The sequence below is a fragment of the Phytopseudomonas punonensis genome, assembly GCF_900142655.1.
Classification (GTDB): Bacteria; Pseudomonadota; Gammaproteobacteria; order Pseudomonadales; family Pseudomonadaceae; genus Aquipseudomonas; species Aquipseudomonas punonensis.
Genome location: NZ_FRBQ01000006.1, coordinates 55,761 through 79,160 on the forward strand (window position 1 = coordinate 55,761; position 23,400 = coordinate 79,160).

The window sequence follows — 23,400 nt, forward strand, 5'->3', positions numbered from 1 at the left end:
TCGAGTCGGTCATAGACGGGGCGCTGGCACCTGGTCGAGCAGCTGCAGTAGAACCTGATCGACCGACAGCCCTTCGATGTCCAGTTCCGGCGACAGGCGCACGCGATGGCGCAGCACGGCCAGGGCGCAGCCCTTGATGTCATCGGGCAGCACGAAGTCGCCACCGCGCAGCAGGGCGCGGGCGCGGGCGCCACGAACCAGAGCGATCGAAGCACGCGGGCCGGCACCTATGGCCAGGCCCGGCCAGCTGCGCGTGGCTCGGGCCAGGCGCACAGCGTAGTCGAGCACCTGATCGTCGAGCGGCAGGTCGCTGGCGATCTTCTGCATGATCAGCACGTCCTTGGCCTGCAGCAGCGTGCGCAGCGGCGTCACCTCGAGCATGTCGGCCTTCGGCGAGCGGGTTACCTGGCGCACCATGTTCAGCTCTTCGTCCTGCTCGGGATAATCCATGTGCAGCTTGAGCATGAAGCGGTCGAGCTCGGCTTCCGGCAGCGGGTAGGTGCCTTCCTGCTCGATGGGGTTCTGGGTGGCCAGCACCATGAACGGCAGCGGCACGGCCAGCGGGCGGCCTTCGAGTGTCACCTGGCGCTCCTGCATGACTTCCAGCAGGGCAGCCTGAGTTTTGGCCGGTGCGCGGTTGATCTCGTCGGCGAGCAGCAGGTTGGTGAAGATCGGCCCCTTGCGCAGCTTGAACTGCTCGCTTTGCAGGTCGTACACGGCGTGGCCGGTGATGTCGCTTGGCATCAGATCCGGGGTGAACTGAATGCGCGCAAACTCGCCGCCGAAGCAGCGCGCCAGGGCGCGAACCAGCAGGGTTTTGCCGAGGCCGGGGACGCCTTCGAGCAGCACGTGGCCGCCGGCGATCAAGGCGGTGAGCACGTCGTCGATCACGGCCGTCTGGCCGATCACTGCCTTTTGCAGTTCCTGGCGTAGGCCCTGGGCCAACTGGCTGGCACGTTGGCGCTGCTGGGCGATGTTGCTGGCCGCCGGGGCTGCTGCTGGCGCGGTGGCTTCTTCGCTGATCGGACTGCTCGGCTGGTCGGGCGTATTTTCGCTCATAGTGCATTCCTGAGTGTTTGCAGGTGGGCGACCTGGCGGGTGAAGTCGCTGGCGGACAGGCGTTTCTGGCCCAAGGGGCGCATGGCCTGGCTGATGACTGTTGAAGGCTGACGGCTGAGGCGGCCGAGAATCTGCCACTGATCGGCCACGGCGAGGCGTTCGAAACCAGGGTGGCGACGCCGGGCGCGGCGCAGGATGTCCTGCTGCAGGTTGCTTAGCAGGCGTTGTTGGCCGCCATGGCGCAGCAGAAAATCGGCGGCAGCGCGCAGGTGCTCCTGCAACTGCCGGCGGCTGGCCTGTTGCGGCTGCAGCAAAGGCCCGCTGCGCTGGCCGACGTGCCACAGGGTCAGCACCAATAGCAGGCCGAGGGCCAGCAGTGCTGGGGTGAAGTGGCGCTTTAGCAGGGTCAGCAAGTTGTCGCGGTCGGCGTTGTAAACCAGGGTCACGTCGCTGTCCTGGCTCAGGTACCAGAGCAGCCAGGCGTTGTCGTAGGTGCCCAGGTTGGCGTTCTGCCAGATCCAGGCGTCGGTGACGATGCTGATCAGCCCGTCACCGTGATAGATCTGCAGTAGGTGCGTGGCTTCGGCGCTGTTGGCCCAGACGTGAGCCAGGTTGTTGGCATCGTAGAGGTGAAAGTCGGTATCGAAACCGATATAGGCCGGCGCCTGTTCGTTTTCCAGATACAACTTGGTCAGTTCCGGGTAAGCATCGGCCGGTTCTTGCTGATCTTCCTCACTGTCCGTTGCCGATTCCTGCTCATCAGCGGCGTCATCGGCGTTCTCTTCGGCTTCCTCCTCGTCGAGTTTCTCGACCGGATACTGCTGCACATTCAGACCGTCGAGCAGCAGGTCACCGCTCTTGCCTTGCTCTTCATCCCACATGCGCTCGGCGATGAATAACAGGTGGCCGCCGCGCGACGTCCACTCCAGCAGGCGCTCGTTCTGGCGCGGCGTCAGGTTACTGCGGTTGGCGAGTAGCAGCAGGGTGTGGCCACGGCTGGGCAGGGTGTCGAGGCCGCTGAGGTTGTCGGCGCGGGTTACGTTCAGCCCCTGCTTGCGCAAAAACTGTTCGGCTGCCAAGTACGGGTTGGCACGTGCTTCCGGCGATGGCCCGTGGGTGATCACCTCTTCATAGGGTTCGGCGTGCAGCAGCAGGTAACTGCCCAGCAGCCCGAGTGCCAGCACCAGCAGGGCGCCAAGGCCGAAACGCAGGGTGCGGCTCATCGGCGACCTCCCTGTTCGACCAGGCGCCGCCAGTCATTGCACAGCACCGGGCAGAGCTGCGCAGGTGGCAGGCGATGGCCGTAGGCGAGGTTCTGCCAGTGGCGGGTCAGGGTGTGGCTGAAGTTGCTTAGCTCCGGGTCGTCGAGACCGTCGACCAGCGGCAGCACTTCGGCTTCGGTGTGGGAATTCTTGAGCGGTAGCTTGTGGTCGTGGATCAGGCGGCTGAGTAGCGCGCGGTAAAGCAGGCCCAGCGCGGCGCGCGGGTCTTGTTGCCAGAGGCGCTCGGCGCTGCTTGCGATATCGTCCGGCAGGCTTTCGGGCACTACGTCGAGGCCGAACAACTGGTCCGGGGATTCACTCTTTTGTGGCAGCTTGAAGCGTGTGCGGCCAGCGAATGTGCTCAGCCATTCGCGGTAGCGCCATAGCACCAGGGCGATCAGGCCGATGACCAATGCCCACAGCGCGGCCTCGAAGAACAGCGCCAAGCTTTTCAGGGCGCTCCAGCTTTCGAGCATGTCGAAGAACTTCTGCAACGACTCGGAGGGTGGCTTGTTTGCGTCTTCGGTTTTTTCGACGTCATCACCAAAGCGCCAGCGGGTCACCGTTTCGCGGTTCTCGAAGGGTGGCTCGTCAAGAATCTCCAACGCCGCTTGTCTGGAGGCCTGGCTGGTCAGCGGCTGGGCGAGCATGCGCGCGGCGTCCGGGCCATTCGGGTCTTCACTCGGCAGCGGGCAGCTGGCGAGCGTTTCGGCAGCGAATGCCGGTGTCGGCGTCTGTACCAACAGGACGCCGAACCCAAGTAGCAGCGCGTAGGCGACGCCGGTCAGGCGCTGGCGCAGACGCCGGAAGGTCAGCTCGATATCCCAGCCTTCCAAGGCAGTACGCCGGTTCAGGTAAAGGCTGAAACCGCAGGCGACGTAGATCGGCCCCCACAGGATCAGCAGCAGCGCGTAGCCAAGGTTGGACAGATGCTCCAGCCACAGCCAGTCGCCCGTGTCAGCGTTGATCAGGCTCTGCCAGTCCCATTCGGTGGAAACCTGCGTCGGAATGAGCAGGTAGACCAAGCTGCCGATCCCGATCCACAGGGCCGTCTCCAGGTGCATGCCGACCACGGTGAGCCAGGTGGCCGCGCCAGAGTCACGTTGACCGAGCACGTTGAGGCGCTGGGTGCGCTCCTTGCCCTTTAACCCTTCGAGCTGCAGCACTGGCAGGTCGAAACTGCGTGTCGGGCTGAGGCGGCGCCAGGTCAGGCTGGCCAGCAATTGCGGTTTGAGCAGGCCGGGAAAGGCCTTCAGCGCTTGCTTGAGTGTTGGTGTATCGCCGAACAGCGAGCGCGACAGGATGTACAGCGGCAGCCGCTCGTAAGCCGGCTTCAGCCACCAGAACACGAACATCGCCCAGGACGGGTATTGCCACAGCACGGCACACAGCACGGCAAACGTCGGCAGGGTAACGGCGGCCCAACCCGCCATCAGCAGGCGCCGATGTCTCCTGGCCATCAGTACGCCGAGATCCATCGCCTCCCAGGGCGTGCGCGGGCGAATCGCCACGCTGGCATCAGTCAGGCGCATGGTGCCTCCTGCCAGCCAGGCACAGATAGGCCAGCACCAGCGCCCACAGGCCTGCGCCCACCCAGTACTTCACAGTGGGCGTCGAGAAGGTCATGGACGACCAGTAGGCTTCGATAAAGGCTGCGATCAGCAGAAACAGCGCGGCGCCGCCGAGCAATCTCACGGCCTTGAGCGCCGCCAGGCGCAGTGCCTCACCTCGTGGCAGGCGCCCCGGCGCCAGCAGCGCCCAGCCAAGCTTGAGGCCCGCCGCGCCGGCTAGAGCAATGGCGGTCAGTTCGAACGCGCCATGGCCGATCACGAACGACCAGAAGGTTTCGCTGTAACCGAGTTGCGTCAGGTAGCCGGCCACCGCGCCGATCATCAGTCCGTTGAACAGTAGGAAGAACAGGCTGCCAACGCCAAACAGCAAGCCGCTGGCGAAGGTCTGAAAGGCGATGCCGATGTTGTTCATGATGTAGAAGCCGAACATCATCCAGTCATCGCCCGAGTCACGCTCGCCAAAGCGCCCCAGCCGTGTGGTGTCGGGGTCGTACATGCTCTCCATCTCGCTGACGCGGCTGGGGTCCATGACGCTGTAGACGAGATCCGGAAACAGATAAACGAGGGTGCCCATCAACGCCAGGCTGCCAAAGAACAGCAGGCTGGCGATGGTTACCAAGCGCCATTCTTCACGCACCAGGCGAGGAAACCCGGCCAGTATGAAGCCAATCAACTGCGGGCCGATGGCGCTGCGATGGCGATAGAACTGCTGATGGCCGCGCAGGGCCAGCTGCTGCAGCTCTTCGATCAAATGGTTGCTGTAGCCGCGGGCCCTGGCCAATGCCAGGTGCTGACACAGGCGGCGGTACTCGGCCGCGAAAGTACGGCTCTTTTCCGCGTCGCGGCCACCGGCTTCAAGGCGCTTGAGCTGTTCGGCGAAGGCATGCCACTGCGGCTGATGACGGCTCTCGAAAACACTCTGCTTCATGTCGAGCCCAACAAGCCGCGAGCGATGCCGTTAATGCGGTCTTCGGCCTGGCTGGCGTCGACCTGCAGCGGCTCGGCGAGAATGCTCGCCAGTTCCGCGCGGCGTGCGGTCGACAGGCCTTCACCACGCTCGGCGAAAGCTAGCACGGCGCGTTGTTCAGCGAAGTCGAGCGGGAAGGGCGCCGGCAGCGCTTCGGCCTGTGGCAGGTTGGGCCGCTCGATGGGCTGCTCGCGGTAGACCACCAATGTGCCGGCGGCGATGTCGCCGAGGCGTTTGAAGGCGCGGTTGCTCAGGCAGCTGATGATGCCCAGGGTATAGGCGAAGGGCAGCAGATCGACGAAACGCAGCAGGTTGCGGGTGATGGATGCCGGCCAACCGATTGGGGTGCCGTCATCGTGTACCACGCGCAGCCCGAGAACCTGTTTACCTGGCGAGCGTCCCTGGTTGAATACTTCGAACAGCACCATGTACCACCAGGTCACCAGAAACAGCGCAATGGTCGCCAGGCCCATACCCAACTGGCCGAATAGGCCCAGCGTCAGATAAACCACGGCAAGGATGGCGCCGCGGATCAGCAGATCGATGGTAAAGGCCAATGCTCGTGGCACCAGACCGGCGGGGCGCAGGGCGAGGTCGATACCTTCCGGCGTTTCCACCTGATAGCGAGTGTCCAGCACTGCCTGCGGTGATCGCGCAGAGGGGAGGGATTGGGAAGGTGGCATCGTCACGTCGTATGAGCAAAGCCCGATGCTAGCCAGCAGCGGGGCAGGAAGCAACCAGGCCGCGTCAACGCGGCCAGTGCAAGTGTGCTTAGCGTGCGACGGGGAGTACACCAAAAATGGTGCGATACAGCACGCCCATTGCCACCACGAACAGCGGAATGGTCCAGACCAGGCCGATGAGCAGCGGGATGGCGCTGATCGATACGATCAGGCCGAGCAACAGGAACAGACCGAACACTTTGAACCAGTGTTGAGTGATGGCTTTACGAGAGGCTTCCATGGCTTGCCACGGCGACAGGCCACGCTCTACTACCAGTGGGATCGCCAGCATGTAGGCGACTGCCAGATAAATGCCCGGGATCAGCAGCAGAATCATGCCGAGGTAAATCAGTAGCATCATCAGCACGGCAACGCCGAGCAGCGGCAGGGTGCGGCCAAAGTGGCTGAATATCTCGTTGAAACTAAACGGCTGGCCGGCTGCACGGCGGATACCGATCATGTTCAGTCCGGCAATGAATGGGTAGCTCACTGCGGAGGCAAAGATCGTGGTCAGCAATTGGCTGATGATGATCAACACCAGGTTTTCGCTGAACATGCTGAAGATGCCCAGCACACCACCAATGATGAAAGAGGCGACGAAAATCGCCAGATAGAAGACTACAAAGCCACCGATGATGATGCCCTTGGTTCCTTTAGTCAGCTGCCATGCTTCGCTGAGCAGACCGCTAATGGTGAAGTCGTAACCCCGGCTCAGGGCCTGCTCGATACTCAGCGCCTGGTCGCCACTCGGTGCTTCCTGCAATTGACTGGAAGGGACTGCATAGGGATTGGAGATAGCGTCACTCATGATTCATCCTTGTGAGCGTAAACGAGATTGTTTCCTGATGTTAATGGTTGGCCAAATCGCTCACAAGGGCCAATTCATTGCCTTTCTCGGCGGCAGTGAGGAGGATCGAGCTTTTGGGACACAGTCGTGGTTTGTGATGGAGCCGTAACCTAGACTGCGCCACTCAATTCGTCACAGGAGTCCGCCGTGCCTTCCAGCCTGTTCTGGTACGACTACGAAACCACTGGTATCGACCCGCGGCGGGATCGGCCGCTGCAGGTCGCCGGAATCCGCACTGATGAGCAGCTCAACGAGATCGAGGCGCCGCTCAATCTCTATTGCCAGCCCAGCGACGATATCCTGCCCCATCCAGCCGCCTGCATGATCACCGGCATTGGCCCGGATCGTCTGGCGCGTGAAGGCCTGGGTGAAGCAGAGTTCATGACGCGCGTGCATGCCGAGTTGGCACGGCCGGGCACCTGCGGCGTCGGTTACAACAGTTTGCGCTTCGATGATGAAGTGACGCGCTACAGCCTGTACCGCAACTTCTTCGACCCTTACGCCCGTGAGTGGCAGGGCGGCAACAGCCGATGGGACCTGATCGATATGGTGCGCACTGCCTATGCGCTGCGCCCCGAAGGTATCGAATGGCCGCAGGATGAGCATGGCGTCAGCCTCAAGCTCGAGCGGCTTACCGCTGCCAATGGGATCGCTCACGGCCAGGCCCACGACGCGCTTTCCGATGTGCGCGCGACTATCGCGCTGGCGCGTCTGATTCGCGAGCGCCAGCCGAAACTCTACGACTATCTGTACGGGCTACGGAGCAAGCAGCAGGTGCTCGATCAGATTCGCTTGTTGCAGCCGTTGGTGCATGTGTCCGGGCGTTTTTCCGGTGCGCGACATTATTTGTCCGTGGTGTTGCCATTGGCCTGGCATCCGCGCAATCGCAATGCCCTGATCGTTTGCGACCTGCACCTCGATGCTGCGCCATTGCTGGAAGAAGATGCCGACACCTTGCGTCGCCGCTTGTATACCCGGCGCGATGAGTTGGCTGAAGGCGAACAACCTGTGCCGCTCAAGCTCATCCACATCAATCGCTGTCCGGTGGTCGCGCCGCTCGGTGTTTTGCGCGAGGAAGATTGCCAACGCCTGCAATTGGACAAGGCCGATTACCTGATGCGGGCACAACGGCTGGCAGGCAGTCAGGAACAATGGCGAGACAAATTGCCGCAGGTATATGAGGAAGAAAGTTTCACGGCAGTTATGGATCCAGAGCAACAGTTGTACGACGGCTTTATTGGCGATCGTGATCGCCGGCTGTGCGAACAGGTCCGTAACAGTGACCCGGCACAATTGATGGCGCAGTCCTGGCCATTCGATGATGCGCGTCTGCCTGAATTGCTGTTTCGTTACCGGGCCCGAAACTTTCCGGACACATTGAGCGGTGAAGAACAGCAGCGCTGGCATGCCTTCTGCCAGCAGCGTCTTACCGGGATTGAGTTTGGGGCGCCCAACACACTGGCGAGTTTCGAGGCAGACATGGCGGTGTATCTCGCCAAGGCGACAGATAACCAGCGAGCGACGTTGCAAGCCTGGGGCGAACACGCGAATCAATTGCGCAATCGATATGGACTACAAAAAGAAGGGATATAGATATGCGTGCCATGCGTTAAATCGCCTGGCGCGCCAATGCAATCTTTCTATCTAGCTGATTCGAATAGACGGCCATAAAAAACGCCAGCAATGCTGGCGTTCTTCATGGACTTACCGCCCCCGGCTTGGCATCAGCCCAGCAGAGTGGCCCAGCCTTCAACGACGTCGCCGCCCCACTTGGCTTTCCACTCTTTCAGCGTCTTGTGGTTGCCACCTTTGGTTTCGATGACTTCGCCAGTGTTCGGGTTTTTGTACTGCTTAACTTTGCGAGCACGCTTGCTACCGGTAGCAGCGGCTTTACCTGCAGTGCGCTGAGCCTTGCCAACTTTGGCTTCTGGATCCAGCAGGGCGATGATGTCGCGCAGCGACTTCTGATATTCACCCATCAGCGTACGCAGCTTGCCTTCGAATTCCAGTTCCTTTTTCAGCTTGTCATCTTGCGACAGGCTTTTCAGGCGCTCTTGCATTTCTTTGATGTTTTCTTCGAGGGTGCGGTATTCGGTGATCAGCGACATGTGTTTTACCTTTGATGCGTGCAGGGGGAATCAAGTGTTGCTAATAGTAGACAGCGCTTAGTTGCAAGTAAATAGCTGCGTACTAAACAGACGAACTTCAATTAAATAAGTTGCACGTCGCCTCGGCTATTTAGTGTGTTTATTTGCGCTTTGAAATTGTCGATGGCGGGCTGGGTTTGTTCGCGTGAGCGTGAACGCATAACCGTAAGTGCCGGTGCATTTTCATCCACCCATGGGTGGCAGTCCGAGTGCCGGAAATGCGCCGCTTGCAGAGGTACTGCAGTTTTTCGTTAGTGTGGCTAAAATGCGCGCCTTCGCTAATTCTCTGGAGTTGTTCATGCGCACTTTTCGGCTGGTAATCGCCTGCCCTGACCGCACCGGCATCGTTGCCAAGGTCAGCAACTTTCTGGCGACCTACAACGGCTGGATCACCGAAGCGAGCCACCATTCGGACACGCAGAGCGGCTGGTTTTTCATGCGCCATGAGATCCGTGCCGATTCGTTGCCTTTCGATCTGGACGGCTTCAATCAAGCGTTCTCGCCGATCGCCCGGGAATTCTCCATGGAGTGGCGCATCACCGATTCGGCGCAAAAGAAACGCGTTGTGCTGATGGCCAGCCGCGAATCCCACTGCTTGGCCGACCTGCTGCACCGCTGGCACAGCAATGAGCTGGATTGCGATATTCCCTGCGTGATTTCCAACCATGACGACCTGCGCAGCATGGTCGAGTGGCACGGCATCCCGTTCATCCACGTGCCGGTTGATCCGCAAAACAAGCAGCCGGCGTTCGATGAGGTCGCGCGTCTGGTCGAAGAGCATCGTGCCGACGTCATCGTGCTGGCGCGCTACATGCAGATTCTGCCGCCGAAATTGTGTCAGGACTATGCGCAGCGGGTGATCAACATTCACCACAGCTTCCTGCCGTCCTTCGTCGGTGCCAAGCCTTACCATCAGGCCTCCCTGCGTGGTGTAAAGTTGATTGGTGCGACCTCTCACTACGTGACCGAAGAGCTGGATGCCGGCCCGATCATCGAGCAGGACGTGGTGCGCGTCAGCCACCGCGAGACCATCGAAGAGATGGTTCGCCTGGGCAAGGACGTAGAAAAGATGGTGCTTTCCCGTGGTCTGCGCTATCACTTGGAAGACCGAGTGTTGGTGCACAACAACAAGACGGTGGTGTTCGACTGATCCCGGCCGAACAGGGGCTCTGCGATGGATGACGACGATAGGCCACAACCCGGCGCCGCCAAGCCGCCACCCACGCTCGGCGAAGGCTGCGTGCGACGGTACGACCCTGATACGCTGAGCGACGAGGACGGTACCGAGTTCGAAGGTGCCGAGGCCTTGTGGCAACGAACCCAGCGCGAGCAGCAACGCTCGGATAAATGAAAAAAGGGCGCCAGTGGCGCCCTTTTTCTTTGTTCCGGTTTCAGATCCGGAAACTGTCGACCAGGTGCTTGAGGCGCGCGGCCTGCTGCTCCAGATCCGCGCAGGCGCGCAGCGTGGCCTGCAGGTTTTCCACGCCTTCCTGATTGAGGGTGTTGATCTCGGTGATGTCCATGTTCAGCGCCTCGATTACTGACGTCTGTTCTTCGGTGGCGGTGGCCACGGACTGGTTCATACCGTCGATTTCGCCGATGCGCAGGGTCACGCTGCCCAGACGCTCGCCGGCCTGGTTGGCGACTTCTACGCTCTGTTCACTGTAGCGCTGGCTTTCGGTCATGGTGGTGACCGACTCGCGTGAACCGACCTGCAGTTCCTCGATCATCTTGTCGATTTCCTGAGCCGATTCCTGGGTGCGATGAGCCAGATTGCGCACTTCATCGGCAACCACCGCAAAGCCTCGTCCGGCTTCACCAGCACGGGCAGCCTCGATGGCCGCGTTGAGCGCCAACAGGTTGGTCTGCTGGGAGATGCTCTTGATCACTTCGAGAATCTGCCCGATATCGGCGGTTTTCCCAGCGAGCATTTCGATCTTGCCCCGGGCATCGACGACCTTGCCTGACAGGTCGGTCATGGCGTTGATCGCCTGCTGCACCACTTTGCCGCCGTCTTCGGCCTGGAGGCGGGCGTCGGATGCCTGGTTGGAGGCGTCTGCGGCGTTGCGGGCGATTTCTTGGGCGGCGGCGCCGAGCTCGTTGATTGCTGCGGCTACGCTGTTGGTGCGGCTGGCCTGCTCGTCGGAGTTGACGATGGACGAGTTTGAGGCGTTGACCACCAGCTTGGCGACCTCGTTGACCTGGGCGGTCGCTGAGGACACTTCACGAATGGACGCGTGGATACGCTCGACGAAGCGGTTGAACGAGCTGGCCAGCGCGCCGAATTCATCGTGGGACTGAATGGCCAGGCGCTTGGTCAGGTCGCCCTCACCACGAGCGATGTCCTCCATGGCCTTGCCCATGGTGGTCAGCGGCTGCATCAGTACACGGATCAGCACGCCGAGCAGGGCGATGATCAGGGCCACGGCAATCAGCGTGGCGATGGCGGCTGACAGGCGGAATTCATCAAGCGCCGCGTAGGCCAGGTTCTTGTCGATCGACAGGCCGACGTACCACTGCACATCCGGCAAGCCTTTGACCGGCGCGAAGGTCAGCAAGCGATCCTGACCGTCTTGTGTGACTTCGATGAGCTTGCTGTCCAGGCCGATGGTTGCGTTGGGGTAGAGGTCGCGCAGGTTCTTCATCACCAAGTCGGCCTGGGGGTGAACCAATACGGTGCCATCTTTGCTGACCAGAAACGCATAACCCAGGTCGCCCAGGTCGATGGAGTTGATGATCTTCACCAGCGTGTCCAGGCTGACGTCGCCGCCGGCCATGCCGAACGGCTTGCCGTCCGGGCCACGCACCGGCGCGATGGGCGATATCACCAGGGTGTTGGTGATCTGATCGACGTAGGGCGCGGTAAGCAGGGTGCGGTTGGCCTGGGCGGTGTCCTTGTACCAAGGGCGAGTGCGCGGATCGTAGCCTGCGGCCATCTGCGTCGGCGGGCTGGACAGGAAGCGGCCGTCGCTCTGCACGCCGATATAGGTGGAAAGAAACGCAGCTTTGTAGACCGGGCGCGAGATGACCTCTTGCAGACCGCCACCGGCGATGGCCAGCTCCAGGTTCTGCGCCAGGCTTTCGACCAGCAGAATGCGCCCCGACAGCCAGCTTTCGATGTTACCGGCTGCGGCATTGCTGGCCTGGCTGAGGTTGCTCTGGAGCGATGTCTCGATGCTGCTACGCTGACGGCTGTCGTTGTAGAGGCTGAACAGGGCAAAGGCGACCGTCACCACCAGGGTGGCGGCCAGCAGAATCTTGTGGCTGAACTGCAGGTTTCTCGTCATGGCATCTTGCGTCCGATAGTCACTGGAACCAGTCTTGGAGGGCGTCGCCAGTTGGCGAGTAGGGCAGGCGAGCTAGTCAAGGCTGAATCGGTCGCGGCCTGGCGGTTATGTCGGCAGCAGGGGCTTAAAGCTTTAATCCAGAGGGCGTTGGTATGGCGTTGAATCAGCAATTCGTTCTGGGCGCAGGTGGTGACGGCGAAGCGGTCAGCCAGTCGTTGCGCCTGGCCAACCGTCACGGCCTGATCGCGGGCGCTACGGGCACCGGTAAAACGGTGACCCTGCAACGTCTGATCGAGAACTTCAGCGATGCCGGCGTCGCGGTGTTCGCCGCTGATGTGAAGGGTGATTTGTGTGGCCTGGGCGCGCCTGGTTCGCCTCAGGGCAAAGTGGCTGAACGCATCACCAGCATGCCCTGGCTGGCGCACAGCCCGACGGCCTATCCAGTCAGCCTGTGGGATGTGCATGGGCAGAGTGGTCATCCGCTGCGCACTACGTTGAGTGAGATGGGGCCGCTGCTGCTCGGCGCGCTACTGGAGCTCACTGACAGCCAGCAGGCGGCGCTGTACGCGGCGTTCAAAGTGGCTGACCGTGAAGGCTTGCTGCTGCTCGACCTCAAGGATCTGAAAGCACTGCTGACCCACCTGAAGGAGCAGCCCGAGGTATTGGGTGCCGATAGCGCGTTGTTCACCAACACCTCCGCCCAGGCGCTACTAAGGCGCCTGGCCAGCCTGGAGCAACAGGGCGGCGATGCGCTGTTCGGTGAGCCGGCGTTAGAGCTCGAAGACATTCTGCAGCCGGATCGCGATGGCCGCGGGCGCATTCATCTGCTTGACGCCAGCCGCCTGGTCCATGAAGCGCCCAAGGTCTATGCGACGTTCCTGCTGTGGCTACTGGCCGAGTTGTTCGAGCAGTTGCCGGAGCGTGGCGATGCCGACAAACCTGTGCTCGCACTGTTTTTCGATGAGGCCCACCTGTTGTTTGCCGATACGCCAAAGGCCTTGCAGACCCGCCTGGAACAGGTGGTACGGCTGATCCGCTCCAAAGGCGTGGGTGTATATTTCGTTACCCAGTCGCCGGGCGATCTGCCGGATGACGTACTGGCCCAGCTTGGCTTGCGCATCCAGCATGGTCTACGCGCGTTCACCACTCGTGAGCAGAAGGCGCTGCGTGCGGTGGCCGACGGCTTCAGGCCCAATCCAGCGTTCGATTGTCTGTCGGTGCTGACTGAGCTAGGTATCGGCGAGGCGCTGGTGGGCACGCTGGAAGACAAGGGCACGCCGGCCATGGTGCAGCGCGTTGCCATCGCCCCACCGCAATCGCGCATCGGGCCATTGGCCGAAGCGGAGCGCGCTGCGTTGATTCGCCAGTCACCGTTGGCTGGCCGCTATGACAAACCGTTTGATCGCGAGTCGGCGTACGAAATGCTCACCGCACGGGCGACCCAGGCGAGCGAGCAGGTGCAAGCTGGCAAACAACCGCCTTCAACCGCCAGCGTAGCGGGCGAGTTTCTCGGTGGCTTGGCGACTCAAGCAGTGAAAAGCGCAATGCGCCAAGTTGCCAATCAACTCGGTCGGCAACTGGTTCGCGGCTTACTGGGATCTTTGCTGGGCAGCAAGTCTACGTCCAGAAAACGCTAGGCCCGGCCATGCCGGGCACGATCAGGCGCTTTCGGCTCTGGCTTCGGCTTTGCTGGACAGATCTTTTTCTATTTTTTCGATTTCTTTATCGAAGGCCTGATCAAGCAGGCTGGCTTTTTTGCGCCAAGGCTTGCGTTCCGGATCCGGTTGGGCGGCGTATGTGATGACTTCACCGCCGTATACATCCTTGTAACGCTGCGCCTGGCGCTCGAGTTCGGCGCGCAGTTCGTCTTTCGTCACGATAATATCCATAAGTTTCTAATTGAGAAGTGGACGACAACGTAAGGCCGGGCGGTCTTACTGATACGGTCGCCACATCTTTTTGAAGCACATGCCCTTTGTATAGTTCAGGTTATTCGCACGTGCGGCTGAACACGGGGCAGGTGGGTGATTATCACCAGCCGCCGTGTAAAGTCCAGCGTGGTCGCACTTCAATAACAGTGCGCGTTATCAGCATAAAGGCTGATAACGCAGGTTTAGCGTCAGGCTGTGGCTCTGATTCTTGTGCAGTAGTACCAAGCCAGGTTTGCCGGGCTGGTGGTGGGCGTTGACCGCGTGGCTCACCGGTTCGAAGCAGAAGAACGGTTTGCCTTCCGGGCAAAACAGCAGGTAGATGGCTTGCTCACTGCTGATCTCCAGGCTGTAGCCGGCATCGGGTTCGACGATGCGTGCCTGGCCGTTCCAGCCTATAAAGGCGTTGTCGGTATGCGCCGACGGCAGCGCTCGTTCGCGTTGAAAATTCCATTGCTCAGGCAAGTCACTCAGCCCCGTGGGCAAGCTGTTTTCATCGCACTGCCAGACCTTCTCGGCGCGGGCTTGCAGCCTCGTGTGCGCGGTACGCGGGAAGTACGGGTGCAGGCCAAGGCCATGCCACGTCGGCGTGTCTGCACGGTGAGTGACCTGCAGGCGAATACTCAACAGGCCGTCCTTGAGTTCGAAGCGTTGCTCGGCGGTGTAGGCGAACGGCACCTGACTGTCGAGACGCAACAGCGCCGAGCTTTCGCTGTGCTCGACAACTTGCCAGGGCTGCTGCCAGGCGCTGCCGTGGATCGGCAGTGGCGAGTTCTCCGCGTTTGCTTGGAGAGCCAGCCAACCTTCGGGGTTGTCGAAGCCGCCTCCAGTGATGCGATTGGACCAAGGCGCCAGCGGGTAGCAGCCGAGCAGGCGTGGTGTTCCTGCCAGCAAGGCGTGCTCGTCAGCGTGGCGTAGCAGCGGCTGGCCGTTTTGCGTCACCGACCAGTTGGCGATGGCGCCGCCAGTGCCGGGTGCGAGAGTGAGTTGGGTAAGGCTGTCTTGCAGATGCAAGGTGGGGGGCGGCATAGGGCGTACCTGGGCAGTTAGCGAGCGGTTAGGCGGAGATAAACGAAGAACGTGTCATCATACAACTCCCTGATATATGATGCGCTTTGGCCACCCAGACGATATGACCTCTATGGAAACTCAAAACACGCAGCCACGTGCGCGGCGCAAGCATCGCAGCCTGGCCCAGGAGCTGGTCGCGGAGTTGTCCCAGCGCATTCGCGATGGGGTGATCAAGCGTGGTGACAAATTGCCGACCGAGTCGGCGATCATGGAAGAGCAGGGTGTTAGCCGCACCGTGGTGCGTGAAGCACTGTCGCGGCTGCAGGCGTCTGGCCTGGTAGAAACCCGTCACGGTATCGGCACCTTCGTGCTGGATACGCCGAACCCGGGTGGTTTCCGTATCGACCCGGCGACCATCGTCACCCTGCGTGAAGTGTTGGCCGTACTGGAGCTGCGCATCAGCCTGGAAGTGGAATCGGCTGGCCTGGCTGCCCAGCGTCGCACGCCCGAGCAACTGGCCTCTATGCGCCAGGCGCTCGACGCGCTTAACGAGGGCGCTGCCCACGAAAGCGACGCGGTATCGTCCGATTTTCAGTTTCACCTGCAGATCGCCCACGCCACCGGCAACCGTTACTTCACCGACATCATGAGCCACCTGGGTACCAGCATCATTCCGCGTACCCGGCTCAATTCGGCGCGTATCGCTCATGACGATCATGCCCATTACATGGCGCGCCTGGAGCGTGAGCACGAGCAGATCTTCGAAGCCATCGCCCGTCAGGACTCCGATGCTGCGCGTGCGGCCATGCGCTTGCACCTGACCAACAGCCGCGAGCGCCTGCGTCAGGCTCATGAGTCGGCCGAAGTGGCTGCCAAGCAAGCCTGAGAGCTGTAATGCCCTGAGGGGGCCTGGGTGCTGATCTACCTTCGTAGATGAGCACCCAGGCCCTTTTTCACTTCTGCAGGGCCAACGCGCATCTGATCGTAAATAGATGCTCAGGTGTCCTTGCGATACGTCAGCAACACAATCCCAGTCAGCACGATCGCGCCGCCGATCATCTGCATACCGCTGAGTACCTGATCCAGCAGTAGCCAGCCAAACAGCAGCGTGGCGATAGGCTCCATGTTCATCACCGGGGCGTTCTTGGCCATGTTCAGGCGCGGTACGGTGACAAATAGCATGCAGAAGGCGATCCCGTAGAGCAGCACCAAGGCGCCCAAGGCCGTCCAGCCGGTAGAGTTAGCTGGCAGGTTCATGCCACCCGGAATCAGGTCGGCGCTGCCTGCCAGCACCATGCTGCTAAACACGATCATCAAGGTCAGCATGCTGCGCACCGAGCCGCGCAAGTTCGACAGCTTGTGGTCGGTGATCCACAGCGCACAGGCGAATACGCACGCCGCCACGAATGACACGCTGACGCCCAGTACCCAGTCAGCGCCAGCGGGTTCGCTGGCGCTCAGGCGTGCCGGCAAGTCCAGGGCGAAGACCAGACCGAGCAGAATCAGCCCCATCAGCATCACTGTGCGCCGCGTGGGTGCCGAGCCACCGAGTGCCCAGGTAAGCAGGGCGAGCAGGATCGGAAAGGTATTGCCGATCAACAGCGCCAGCGCCACTGGAATGCGCGCCACCGCGGTGTACAAACAAATACTCTGGGTAGCGATCAGCAGGCCCAGCAGTAACTGCCAGCGCCATGCGCCAGGCGGCATCTGCAGGGCCTGGCGCTGCCAGAGCACGATGCCTAACAGCACCAGCATGGTCACGCCCGAGCGGCAGAGAATCGCCAGTAATAGGCCGGTCTCGTTGTCGAAGGCGATACGCGCGGCAATGTGGTTGCCGGCGAAGGAACAGGCCAGCAACGCCAGAATCATGACGGCGATGTGGCGGGGAAACAGGGCAGGGGAGTTCATGGGCAATTTCCGTATCGAGTTAAGCCTTGAGCGCCTGACGGTTCGGTGATCGTTCTAGTTGCGCTAAAAAAAACGGCGGATCGCGTAATGCACGCGACCCGCCGCGGGTGGAGCAGTATCAGAGTACGACGCTAGGCAGCCACAGCGAGATGGCCGGAACGTAGGTCACCAGCATCAGAACCACGAACAGTGCAGCGTAGAACGGCAGCAGCGCCTTGACGGTGGCTTCGATGGTTACCTTGCCGATGGCGGCGCCGACGAACAGTACCGCGCCAACCGGCGGAGTGATCAGACCGATGCCCAGGTTGACCAGCATGATCATGCCGAAGTGCACTGGGTCGACACCGAACGAGGTAACGACTGGCAGCAGGATCGGCGTGAGAATCAGGATCAGCGGCGCCATGTCCATCAGCGTGCCGAGCACCAGCAGCATGAAGTTGATGCACATCAGGATCACGTAGCGGTTGTCCGAAAAGGCCAGGAACGCGGTGGTGATCTTTGATGGAATCTGCATCAGGGTCATGATGTAACCGAACGCGGCGGCGAAGGCGATGAGGATCATCACGATCGACAGTGTGCGCACGGTGCGGTGCAGCATCTTCGGCAGCTCATGCCACTTGTAGTCGCGGTAGATGAACATGGTTACGAAGAATGCCCAAATCACTGCCACGGCAGCGGACTCGGTGGCGGTGAACACTCCCGAGAGAATACCGCCGAGGATGATGGCCATGGTCATCAGGCCCCACAGGGCTTCGACGCAGATCTTGATAGCCTGGCGCAGTGGGATCACTTCGCCTTTCGGGTAATTGCGCTTCTTGGCGAACCACAAGCACAGCGCGGCCATGGTGGCACTCATCAGCAGGCCCGGGCCAATGCCAGCCATGAACAGCGCGGCGATGGACACGGTGCCGCCAGCGGCCAGCGAGTAGATCACCGAGTTATGGCTGGGCGGTGTGAGCAGCGCCTGTACCGAACCGGATACGGTTACGGCAGTGGCAAACTCGCGCGGATAGCCTTTCCTTTCCATTTCCGGAATCAATACCGAACCCACCGAAGCGGTGTCGGCCAAGGACGAGCCGGAGATTGCGCCAAAGAAGGTCGATGCGGTGATGTTGACCAGTGACAGGCCGCCGCGGACGAAGCCGACCAGAACTCCGGCGAAGGCCACCAGGCGCCGGGCCATGCCTCCTTCGGCCATGATCGCGCCTGCCAGCACGAAGAATGGAATGGCCAGCAGGGAGAATTTGTTGACGCCACCGGCGATCTGGATCATCACCGCGTGCAGCGGGATATCGATCCACCAGGCGCCGATCAGCGCAGAAATACCCAGCGAATAGGCAACGGGAACACGCAGTAGAATCAGGACGATGAAGCTGCCTACCAGAATGAGGGCATCCATTACACAGCCTCCTTAGCTTCTTCAACTGCTTCGAAATCGACGACGCGACGCTTGTTCTGATCGCCGTAGAGCAATTGTTCGATGACGAACAGCAGTGTGATGAAGCCGCCCACCGGAATCGGCATATAGCTAATGCCGACACGCACCGAGGGCAGGGTACTGAGGTACTGGTTCCAGGTTGCCAGGCACAGCTTGTAACCCCAGATCAGCATGAATAGCGCGATAGCGCCCATTGCCAGGCGCACGAACAGCGTGAACAACGGCTCCAGGCTTTGCGGCAGGCGATCAGTCAGCGAAGTCACCGCCATGTGTGCACTGGCCCGGTAGCCAGCGGCAGCACCGATAAAGGTGAATATGCCCATCAGCATTACGCTGATTGGCTCGGGCCAGCCTAAGCCCTGTCCCAGTGCGTAGCGACTGAAAACGCCCCAAGGGATGATCGTGGCCATGATCACGATTGCCAGGCTGGCAACGATGATGCAAGCACGATAAATGGCGTCGTTGACGCCTAGAACCAGATTTTTCATGAGACTCACCGGATGGTGTGGAGCCGGCAGAACACCGGCTCCGTACGCTTGCGCGAGAGGATTACTTGACGGCTTCGATGCGCTTGATCAGGTCGGTAAACTGGGCACCGTACTTCTCACGAACTGGAGCGGTCGCGTCGTAGAAAGGCTTGGTGTCGACTTCGATGAACTCGACTCCTTCGGCCTTGAGCTTGTCGTTGGACGCGTTTTCCTTGGCGACCCACAGATCACGCTCTTCGAGCTGAGCTTCCTTGGCGAGCTTCTTGACCAGAACCTGCTGCTCTGGGGTCAGTTTCTCCCAGGTGGTTTTCGACATCAGCAGCGGCTCAGGCAGGATCAGGTGATGCGTCTGGGTGTAGTACTTGGCTTCGCGGAAGTGGTTGTGCTCGAGCAGGGTCGGCGAGTTGTTCTCGGCACCGTCGATCACGCCACTCTGCAGGGCGCTGAAGATTTCACCGGTGTCCATGGCGATGCCGTTGGCGCCCATGGCGTTGAGGGTGTCGATGAACAGCGGGTTGCCGATCACACGGATCTTCATGCCCTTGAGGTCTTCGATCTTGCGCACTGGCTTCTTGGTGTAGAGGCTGCGACTACCGGCTTCCATCCACGCCAGGCCGACCATATTGAAGTCGGAGTTGGTGATAGCGTCGAGAATTTCCTGACCGATTTCACCGTCCACCACCTTGCGCATATGGTCGATATCGCGGAACACGAACGGCATGTTGAATACGTTGGTGGTCGGCACCACCGAACCCACTGAGCCCAGGCTGACACGGGTCAGTTGCACTGCACCGATCTGGGTCTGTTCGATCACTTCCTTCTCGGAACCCAGTACGCCACCGGCGAACATGCGCGATTTGATTTCGCCATTGGTGGCGGTGTCGAGCTTCTTGCCGAGGTTTTCCATGGCTACCACGGTGGGGTAACCGGCTGGGTGGATCTCAGCGATCTTCAGGGTGATATCGGCCTGTACCAGAGTGGACAGGCCCATTGCCAGAGGGAGTGCGGCGATCAGTAACTTGCGCTTGAAGTTCATGTGAAGCTCCGTTTTGTTGTTGTTGGTTTGTCGCGTTGTCGCGTTGTGGCGTTCCGGGGGGCCGGTGGCTCCCCGGGTTATGGTCATTCAGGGCTGAAAGGGGGTCTCCTCAAGGCCATTCACGCCTGGCAGCAGCGCAAAAACGCCACCGGCCAGAGGTTGATCGTCCAAGTTGCCGCCCGGGCGAATCGAAGTGACGTACAAGGTGTCGAGGTTGGGGCCGCCGAAGGCGCACATGGTCGGCTTCTTCACGGGTACTTCCAGCGAGCGGTCGAGGCGACCTGCCGGCGTGAAGCGGTGAATCAGGCCGGCATCATTGCCGCAGATCCAATAGCAGCCATCGGCATCCACCGCGGCGCCATCGGGGCGACCGGGGTACTCGTTCATATCGACGAACAGGCGGCGGTTGTGCGGCGTGCCGTTGTCGATGTCGTAGTCGAATGCCCAGATGGCCTGCGCCGAGGGGTGCGAGTCAGACAGGTACATGGTGCGGCCGTCCGGGCTAAAACCCAGGCCGTTGGGCACGATCAGCTCGTCGAGCAGCACGGGGAGGGTAGTCTGCCAGGCGCCGTCGTAGCGATACAAAGCACCGACGCTGGCGCCAGCGGCCATGTCCATCAGCATAGTGCCGGTCCAGAAGCGCCCTTGGCGATCGCAGCGGCCGTCGTTGAAACGCATGTTCTCGCGGGCATGGCCGACGCCGACAAGGCGTTCGCCCGTCAGGCGGCCATCGTCACCGGCGGTCAGCTGGAAAATGCCGCTTTCCATGCCTGCGATCCAGCTACCATCGGCGCGCCTGGCGATACAGGCGAGCATTTCGTCTGCTTCCCAGCTTTGCGTGGTGGCATCGGCCAGGTTCCAGCGATACAGGCGCTTATTGGGAATATCGGCCCAGTACAGGGCCTGATCCCGCGAACTCCAGACCGGGCTTTCGCCAACCGAGTTGCGGGCATCGAAAATCAGTTCGGCTTGCATGGGCATGTCCGACCTCTTGTTATTGTTATCGACGGCAGGCTACAGGCTTATTCGTCGCCGAACGGGCCGGCCGCCGTAAAGGCACCACCTTGATAGAGCGCATTCGGGTCATCGGCGGCCACGGGTGGCTGCGCCTCGACCTTGTCGCGAAATACTTCAGACGTGTCCTTGGGCTCGAAGCCCAGGTGAGCAGCATGGCTGTTGTCCCACCACACATTCTTGTTCGCCGAGGCGCCGTAGACCACTGTATGGCCAACGTTGGGGGTGGTGAGGCTGCGTTCGATCAATTGCACCAGGTCGTCGTAGCTCAGCCAGGTGCTCATCATGCGACGGTTCAGCGGCTCGGTGAACGAAGAGCCGATGCGGATGCTGACGGTCTCGATGCCGTAGCGATCGAAGTAGAAGCTTGCCATGTCTTCGCCATAGGACTTCGACAGGCCGTAGTAACCATCAGGGCGGCGTGCACAATTGGCGTCGATGGTGTCGGTCTGCTTGTGGAAGCCGATGACATGGTTGGAGCTGGCGAAAATCACACGTTTTACGCCATGGCGACGTGCTGCTTCGTAGATATGGAAAACACCGCTGATGTTCGGGCCGAGAATTTCCTCGAACGGACGCTCTACCGACACGCCGCCAAAGTGCAGGATCGCGTCGACGCCTTCGACCAACTGATGAACGGCATGTTTGTCTGCCAGATCGCAGAGCTGTATTTCGATGTGCGGGCCTTCGGCGGGTGCCATTTCGGCGATGTCCGAGAGACGCAGAATCTGGGTCAGGGGCTGCAGGCGCTCGCGCAACACTTTGCCCAATCCGCCTGCCGCACCCGTGAGCAGCAGGCGATGGAAGGGCGGTTGCGCATTGGAAGTGGTAGTCATCAAAGCGGTCTCTAGTTTGTTTTTATGGAGAGCTTGTTATCGGTTGTCGTATGACGTGAGAGGATTATCAACAGCCTCCGATTGCGCTGTCAACGCGATGCCGAAAAAAACTCCGGGGTTGTTGTGGTATCCCACGAGCTTGAGCGGCTGCCTGTTTTAGACGGCAGCGAGATAGCCGATAAATGACTGATCAGTCATCGGTTCATTGCTGACCGCTTACCTTATCTAGAGATGCCAGATATGGCTCCCGAAGCTGCAAAAGGTAATCGCAGGGGATGGTTTTACTTATTGTCGTACGATAACGTATCTCGAAGCAGCCAAGGCTGCCTCATACATTCACTTGCGCTACAGGGTTCGAAAGAATGACTCCACAAGAATTAAAAACTGTCCTCTCCTCCGGTCTGCTGTCCTTCCCGCTGACCGATTTCGATGCCCAAGGCGAATTCAACCCGGCCGGCTACGTACGTCGCCTCGAGTGGCTGGCTCCCTACGGCGCCACTGCTCTGTTCGCCGCTGGTGGTACGGGTGAATTCTTCTCCCTGGCTGCTGACGAGTACTCGTCCGTCATCAAGACTGCCGTCGACACCTGCGCCGGCAGCGTGCCAATCCTTGCGGGTGTCGGTGGTTCCACTCGCCAGGCCATTCAGTACGCACAGGAAGCCGAGCGCCTGGGCGCCAAAGGCCTGCTGCTGCTGCCGCACTACCTGACCGAAGCTTCGCAGGAAGGTGTTGCTGCTCACGTTGAGCAAGTGTGCAAGTCGGTGAAGATCGGTGTGGTTGTCTACAACCGCAACGTCTGCCGCCTGAACGCTACCTTGCTCGAGCAACTGGCCGAGCGTTGCCCGAACCTGATCGGTTACAAGGATGGTTTGGGCGATATCGAACTGATGGTTTCCATCCGTCGTCGTCTGGGTGACCGTTTCAGCTACCTGGGCGGCTTGCCGACCGCTGAAGTCTACGCCGCTGCCTATAAGGCGCTGGGCGTACCGGTCTACTCCTCGGCGGTATTCAACTTCATCCCGAAAACCGCGATGGACTTTTACCACGCCATTGCCAAGGATGATCACGCCACCGTCGGCAAGATCATCGACGACTTCTTCCTGCCGTACCTGGACATCCGTAATCGTAAAGCCGGTTACGCGGTCAGCATCGTCAAGGCTGGTGCGAAGATCTCCGGTTACGACGCAGGCCCGGTTCGCGCTCCGCTGACCGACCTGCTGCCGGATGAGTACGAGAAGCTGGCTGCGCTGATCAAGGCGCAAGGCGCGCAATAAGCGCCTGCATCCGTCTCTCGAAAAGGCCGCTGTTTACAGCGGCCTTTTCGCATGCTGGCGAAGGCGTAATGGAGAGAAGCGGGGTAGGGCGCCCTTAGGGTTGGGCGGGCTGCGTAGGTGAAACCATCAAAGGTGATGGGTTTCATCCATCCTACTGTGCCCCGTTGTTTTGCGGCATCGACGTCGGTGGGGTGGTCCTGAGTGGGGGCGGGTCATGCCCGCGATGGATATCTGCGTGGCCCGACACATCCCATTTGTGGTCATCGGAAGTAGGCGGTGCTCAGGATGTAGCGCGCTTCCACAGAATTTGGAGTGCTCAGCGCATCCTTGTGCACTACACAAAAACGCTATTACCTCACCGGGGACGGCTAAAACGAATCGAGAAGGCTTGGCAATTTTATAGTTGTACGATAACGTATGACTTCAGTTGCCGATAACGGCCTCCATGTCCTCATCAAGGGTGTAAGAAGAATGACTCCACAAGAATTAAAAACCGTCCTCTCCTCCGGCCTGCTGTCCTTCCCGCTGACCGATTTCGATGCCCAAGGCGAATTCAACCCGGCCGGCTACGTACGTCGCCTCGAGTGGCTGGCTCCCTACGGCGC

At 60.5% G+C, this 23,400-nt stretch carries 22 protein-coding genes and 1 pseudogene; 7 read left to right on the top strand and 16 right to left on the bottom strand.

Features of this window, described 5'->3' with window-relative positions; genetic code table 11:
- Positions 1-9: 9 nt before the first annotated feature.
- The 6 genes from BUC40_RS15585 to BUC40_RS15610 all read right to left on the bottom strand — a co-directional run bounded on the left by BUC40_RS15585 (position 10) and on the right by BUC40_RS15610 (position 6,389).
- A complete protein-coding gene (locus tag BUC40_RS15585) occupies positions 10-1,059 on the bottom strand; it encodes an AAA family ATPase (RefSeq protein WP_073267094.1) in 1,050 nt (349 codons plus the stop codon).
- Complete coding sequence (locus BUC40_RS15590; RefSeq protein WP_073267095.1) at positions 1,056-2,282, bottom strand: DUF4350 domain-containing protein; 1,227 nt, start codon at positions 2,280-2,282, stop codon at positions 1,056-1,058. The genes BUC40_RS15585 and BUC40_RS15590 overlap by 4 nt, the downstream gene beginning before the upstream one ends.
- Positions 2,279-3,853 carry a DUF4129 domain-containing protein gene (locus BUC40_RS15595; RefSeq protein WP_073267096.1) on the bottom strand — a complete coding sequence of 525 codons (1,575 nt, stop codon included), beginning with the start codon at positions 3,851-3,853 and terminating at the stop codon, positions 2,279-2,281. Before BUC40_RS15595 ends, BUC40_RS15590 begins: the two co-directional genes overlap by 4 nt.
- Entirely contained in the window at positions 3,840-4,820 is a 981-nt protein-coding gene (locus BUC40_RS15600; protein WP_073267097.1) for a stage II sporulation protein M, read from the bottom strand. Before BUC40_RS15600 ends, BUC40_RS15595 begins: the two co-directional genes overlap by 14 nt.
- Positions 4,817-5,542 carry an RDD family protein gene (locus tag BUC40_RS15605; protein WP_073267098.1) on the bottom strand — a complete coding sequence of 242 codons (726 nt, stop codon included), beginning with the start codon at positions 5,540-5,542 and terminating at the stop codon, positions 4,817-4,819. The genes BUC40_RS15600 and BUC40_RS15605 overlap by 4 nt, the downstream gene beginning before the upstream one ends.
- 88 nt (positions 5,543-5,630) lie before the next feature.
- A complete protein-coding gene (locus tag BUC40_RS15610) occupies positions 5,631-6,389 on the bottom strand; it encodes a DUF2189 domain-containing protein (RefSeq protein ID WP_073267099.1) in 759 nt (252 codons plus the stop codon).
- Positions 6,390-6,575: 186 nt separating this feature from the next.
- Between BUC40_RS15610 and sbcB the strand changes: the two genes are divergently transcribed.
- Positions 6,576-8,021, top strand: a complete 1,446-nt coding sequence (gene sbcB / locus BUC40_RS15615; RefSeq protein WP_073267100.1) for an exodeoxyribonuclease I — start codon at positions 6,576-6,578, stop codon at positions 8,019-8,021.
- A gap of 131 nt (positions 8,022-8,152) precedes the next feature.
- Here sbcB and mvaT read toward each other — a convergent pair whose 3' ends face one another.
- Positions 8,153-8,536 carry a histone-like nucleoid-structuring protein MvaT gene (gene mvaT, locus BUC40_RS15620; protein WP_073267101.1) on the bottom strand — a complete coding sequence of 128 codons (384 nt, stop codon included), beginning with the start codon at positions 8,534-8,536 and terminating at the stop codon, positions 8,153-8,155.
- Positions 8,537-8,873: 337 nt separating this feature from the next.
- Here mvaT and purU point away from each other — a divergent pair, with 337 nt between their 5' ends.
- Together purU and BUC40_RS22905 are read left to right on the top strand one after the other, a co-directional pair.
- Positions 8,874-9,725: a formyltetrahydrofolate deformylase gene (purU, locus tag BUC40_RS15625; protein WP_073267102.1), complete on the top strand. Its 852-nt coding sequence runs from the start codon at positions 8,874-8,876 to the stop codon at positions 9,723-9,725.
- A 24-nt stretch (positions 9,726-9,749) separates the two neighbouring features.
- Positions 9,750-9,926, top strand: coding sequence for a hypothetical protein (locus BUC40_RS22905; RefSeq protein WP_167369165.1), 177 nt, complete (start codon positions 9,750-9,752; stop codon positions 9,924-9,926).
- Between the two features lie 40 nt (positions 9,927-9,966).
- On the opposite strand, the gene BUC40_RS15630 is transcribed toward BUC40_RS22905, so the two are convergent.
- Positions 9,967-11,862 (bottom strand): methyl-accepting chemotaxis protein, encoded by a 1,896-nt coding sequence (locus BUC40_RS15630; RefSeq protein ID WP_073267103.1) that lies wholly within the window; start codon positions 11,860-11,862, stop codon positions 9,967-9,969.
- Positions 11,863-12,014: 152 nt separating this feature from the next.
- On the opposite strand from BUC40_RS15630, the gene BUC40_RS15635 reads away from it, so the two are divergent.
- The gene (locus BUC40_RS15635; RefSeq protein ID WP_073267104.1) at positions 12,015-13,499 is read left to right on the top strand and encodes a helicase HerA-like domain-containing protein; all 1,485 of its coding nucleotides are present in this window, start codon (positions 12,015-12,017) and stop codon (positions 13,497-13,499) included.
- A gap of 21 nt (positions 13,500-13,520) precedes the next feature.
- On the opposite strand, the gene BUC40_RS15640 is transcribed toward BUC40_RS15635, so the two are convergent.
- Both BUC40_RS15640 and BUC40_RS15645 read right to left on the bottom strand, forming a co-directional pair.
- Positions 13,521-13,739 carry a hypothetical protein gene (locus BUC40_RS15640; RefSeq protein WP_027906000.1) on the bottom strand — a complete coding sequence of 73 codons (219 nt, stop codon included), beginning with the start codon at positions 13,737-13,739 and terminating at the stop codon, positions 13,521-13,523.
- A gap of 210 nt (positions 13,740-13,949) precedes the next feature.
- The gene (locus BUC40_RS15645; RefSeq protein ID WP_073267105.1) at positions 13,950-14,819 is read right to left on the bottom strand and encodes an aldose 1-epimerase; all 870 of its coding nucleotides are present in this window, start codon (positions 14,817-14,819) and stop codon (positions 13,950-13,952) included.
- 112 nt (positions 14,820-14,931) lie between these two features.
- Between BUC40_RS15645 and BUC40_RS15650 the strand changes: the two genes are divergently transcribed.
- A complete protein-coding gene (locus tag BUC40_RS15650; RefSeq protein ID WP_070887592.1) occupies positions 14,932-15,687 on the top strand; it encodes a FadR/GntR family transcriptional regulator in 756 nt (251 codons plus the stop codon).
- Between the two features lie 110 nt (positions 15,688-15,797).
- On the opposite strand, the gene BUC40_RS15655 is transcribed toward BUC40_RS15650, so the two are convergent.
- From BUC40_RS15655 to BUC40_RS15680, 6 genes are all read right to left on the bottom strand, one after another.
- Positions 15,798-16,709 carry an EamA family transporter gene (locus tag BUC40_RS15655; protein WP_073267106.1) on the bottom strand — a complete coding sequence of 304 codons (912 nt, stop codon included), beginning with the start codon at positions 16,707-16,709 and terminating at the stop codon, positions 15,798-15,800.
- 118 nt (positions 16,710-16,827) lie between these two features.
- A complete protein-coding gene (locus tag BUC40_RS15660; protein WP_073267107.1) occupies positions 16,828-18,108 on the bottom strand; it encodes a TRAP transporter large permease in 1,281 nt (426 codons plus the stop codon).
- Complete coding sequence (locus tag BUC40_RS15665; RefSeq protein ID WP_073267108.1) at positions 18,108-18,635, bottom strand: TRAP transporter small permease; 528 nt, start codon at positions 18,633-18,635, stop codon at positions 18,108-18,110. The genes BUC40_RS15660 and BUC40_RS15665 overlap by 1 nt, the downstream gene beginning before the upstream one ends.
- Positions 18,636-18,696: 61 nt before the next feature.
- Positions 18,697-19,671, bottom strand: coding sequence for a TRAP transporter substrate-binding protein (locus BUC40_RS15670; RefSeq protein WP_073267109.1), 975 nt, complete (start codon positions 19,669-19,671; stop codon positions 18,697-18,699).
- Between the two features lie 87 nt (positions 19,672-19,758).
- Positions 19,759-20,646: an SMP-30/gluconolactonase/LRE family protein gene (locus tag BUC40_RS15675; RefSeq protein WP_073267235.1), complete on the bottom strand. Its 888-nt coding sequence runs from the start codon at positions 20,644-20,646 to the stop codon at positions 19,759-19,761.
- Between the two features lie 47 nt (positions 20,647-20,693).
- Entirely contained in the window at positions 20,694-21,521 is an 828-nt protein-coding gene (locus tag BUC40_RS15680) for an NAD-dependent epimerase/dehydratase family protein (protein WP_073267110.1), read from the bottom strand.
- 362 nt (positions 21,522-21,883) lie between these two features.
- On the opposite strand from BUC40_RS15680, the gene kdgD reads away from it, so the two are divergent.
- Both kdgD and BUC40_RS23310 read left to right on the top strand, forming a co-directional pair.
- Positions 21,884-22,795, top strand: coding sequence for a 5-dehydro-4-deoxyglucarate dehydratase (kdgD, locus tag BUC40_RS15685; RefSeq protein WP_073267111.1), 912 nt, complete (start codon positions 21,884-21,886; stop codon positions 22,793-22,795).
- A gap of 471 nt (positions 22,796-23,266) precedes the next feature.
- Positions 23,267-23,400, top strand: a pseudogene (locus BUC40_RS23310) (5-dehydro-4-deoxyglucarate dehydratase); the annotation flags it as partial.

Bases quoted from the DNA above. Each gene is read 5' to 3' on its own strand.
- BUC40_RS15585 (WP_073267094.1), bottom strand. From the start codon at position 1,059: ATGAGCGAAAATACGCCCGACCAGCCGAGCAGTCCGATCAGCGAAGAA.
- BUC40_RS15590 (WP_073267095.1), bottom strand. From the start codon at position 2,282: ATGAGCCGCACCCTGCGTTTCGGCCTTGGCGCCCTGCTGGTGCTGGCA.
- BUC40_RS15595 (WP_073267096.1), bottom strand. From the start codon at position 3,853: ATGCGCCTGACTGATGCCAGCGTGGCGATTCGCCCGCGCACGCCCTGG.
- BUC40_RS15600 (WP_073267097.1), bottom strand. From the start codon at position 4,820: ATGAAGCAGAGTGTTTTCGAGAGCCGTCATCAGCCGCAGTGGCATGCC.
- BUC40_RS15605 (WP_073267098.1), bottom strand. From the start codon at position 5,542: ATGCCACCTTCCCAATCCCTCCCCTCTGCGCGATCACCGCAGGCAGTG.
- BUC40_RS15610 (WP_073267099.1), bottom strand. From the start codon at position 6,389: ATGAGTGACGCTATCTCCAATCCCTATGCAGTCCCTTCCAGTCAATTG.
- mvaT (WP_073267101.1), bottom strand. From the start codon at position 8,536: ATGTCGCTGATCACCGAATACCGCACCCTCGAAGAAAACATCAAAGAA.
- purU (WP_073267102.1), top strand. From the start codon at position 8,874: ATGCGCACTTTTCGGCTGGTAATCGCCTGCCCTGACCGCACCGGCATC.
- BUC40_RS22905 (WP_167369165.1), top strand. From the start codon at position 9,750: ATGGATGACGACGATAGGCCACAACCCGGCGCCGCCAAGCCGCCACCC.
- BUC40_RS15630 (WP_073267103.1), bottom strand. From the start codon at position 11,862: ATGACGAGAAACCTGCAGTTCAGCCACAAGATTCTGCTGGCCGCCACC.
- BUC40_RS15635 (WP_073267104.1), top strand. From the start codon at position 12,015: ATGGCGTTGAATCAGCAATTCGTTCTGGGCGCAGGTGGTGACGGCGAA.
- BUC40_RS15645 (WP_073267105.1), bottom strand. From the start codon at position 14,819: ATGCCGCCCCCCACCTTGCATCTGCAAGACAGCCTTACCCAACTCACT.
- BUC40_RS15650 (WP_070887592.1), top strand. From the start codon at position 14,932: ATGGAAACTCAAAACACGCAGCCACGTGCGCGGCGCAAGCATCGCAGC.
- BUC40_RS15655 (WP_073267106.1), bottom strand. From the start codon at position 16,709: ATGAACTCCCCTGCCCTGTTTCCCCGCCACATCGCCGTCATGATTCTG.
- BUC40_RS15660 (WP_073267107.1), bottom strand. From the start codon at position 18,108: ATGGATGCCCTCATTCTGGTAGGCAGCTTCATCGTCCTGATTCTACTG.
- BUC40_RS15665 (WP_073267108.1), bottom strand. From the start codon at position 18,635: ATGAAAAATCTGGTTCTAGGCGTCAACGACGCCATTTATCGTGCTTGC.
- BUC40_RS15670 (WP_073267109.1), bottom strand. From the start codon at position 19,671: ATGAACTTCAAGCGCAAGTTACTGATCGCCGCACTCCCTCTGGCAATG.
- BUC40_RS15675 (WP_073267235.1), bottom strand. From the start codon at position 20,646: ATGCAAGCCGAACTGATTTTCGATGCCCGCAACTCGGTTGGCGAAAGC.
- BUC40_RS15680 (WP_073267110.1), bottom strand. From the start codon at position 21,521: ATGACTACCACTTCCAATGCGCAACCGCCCTTCCATCGCCTGCTGCTC.
- kdgD (WP_073267111.1), top strand. From the start codon at position 21,884: ATGACTCCACAAGAATTAAAAACTGTCCTCTCCTCCGGTCTGCTGTCC.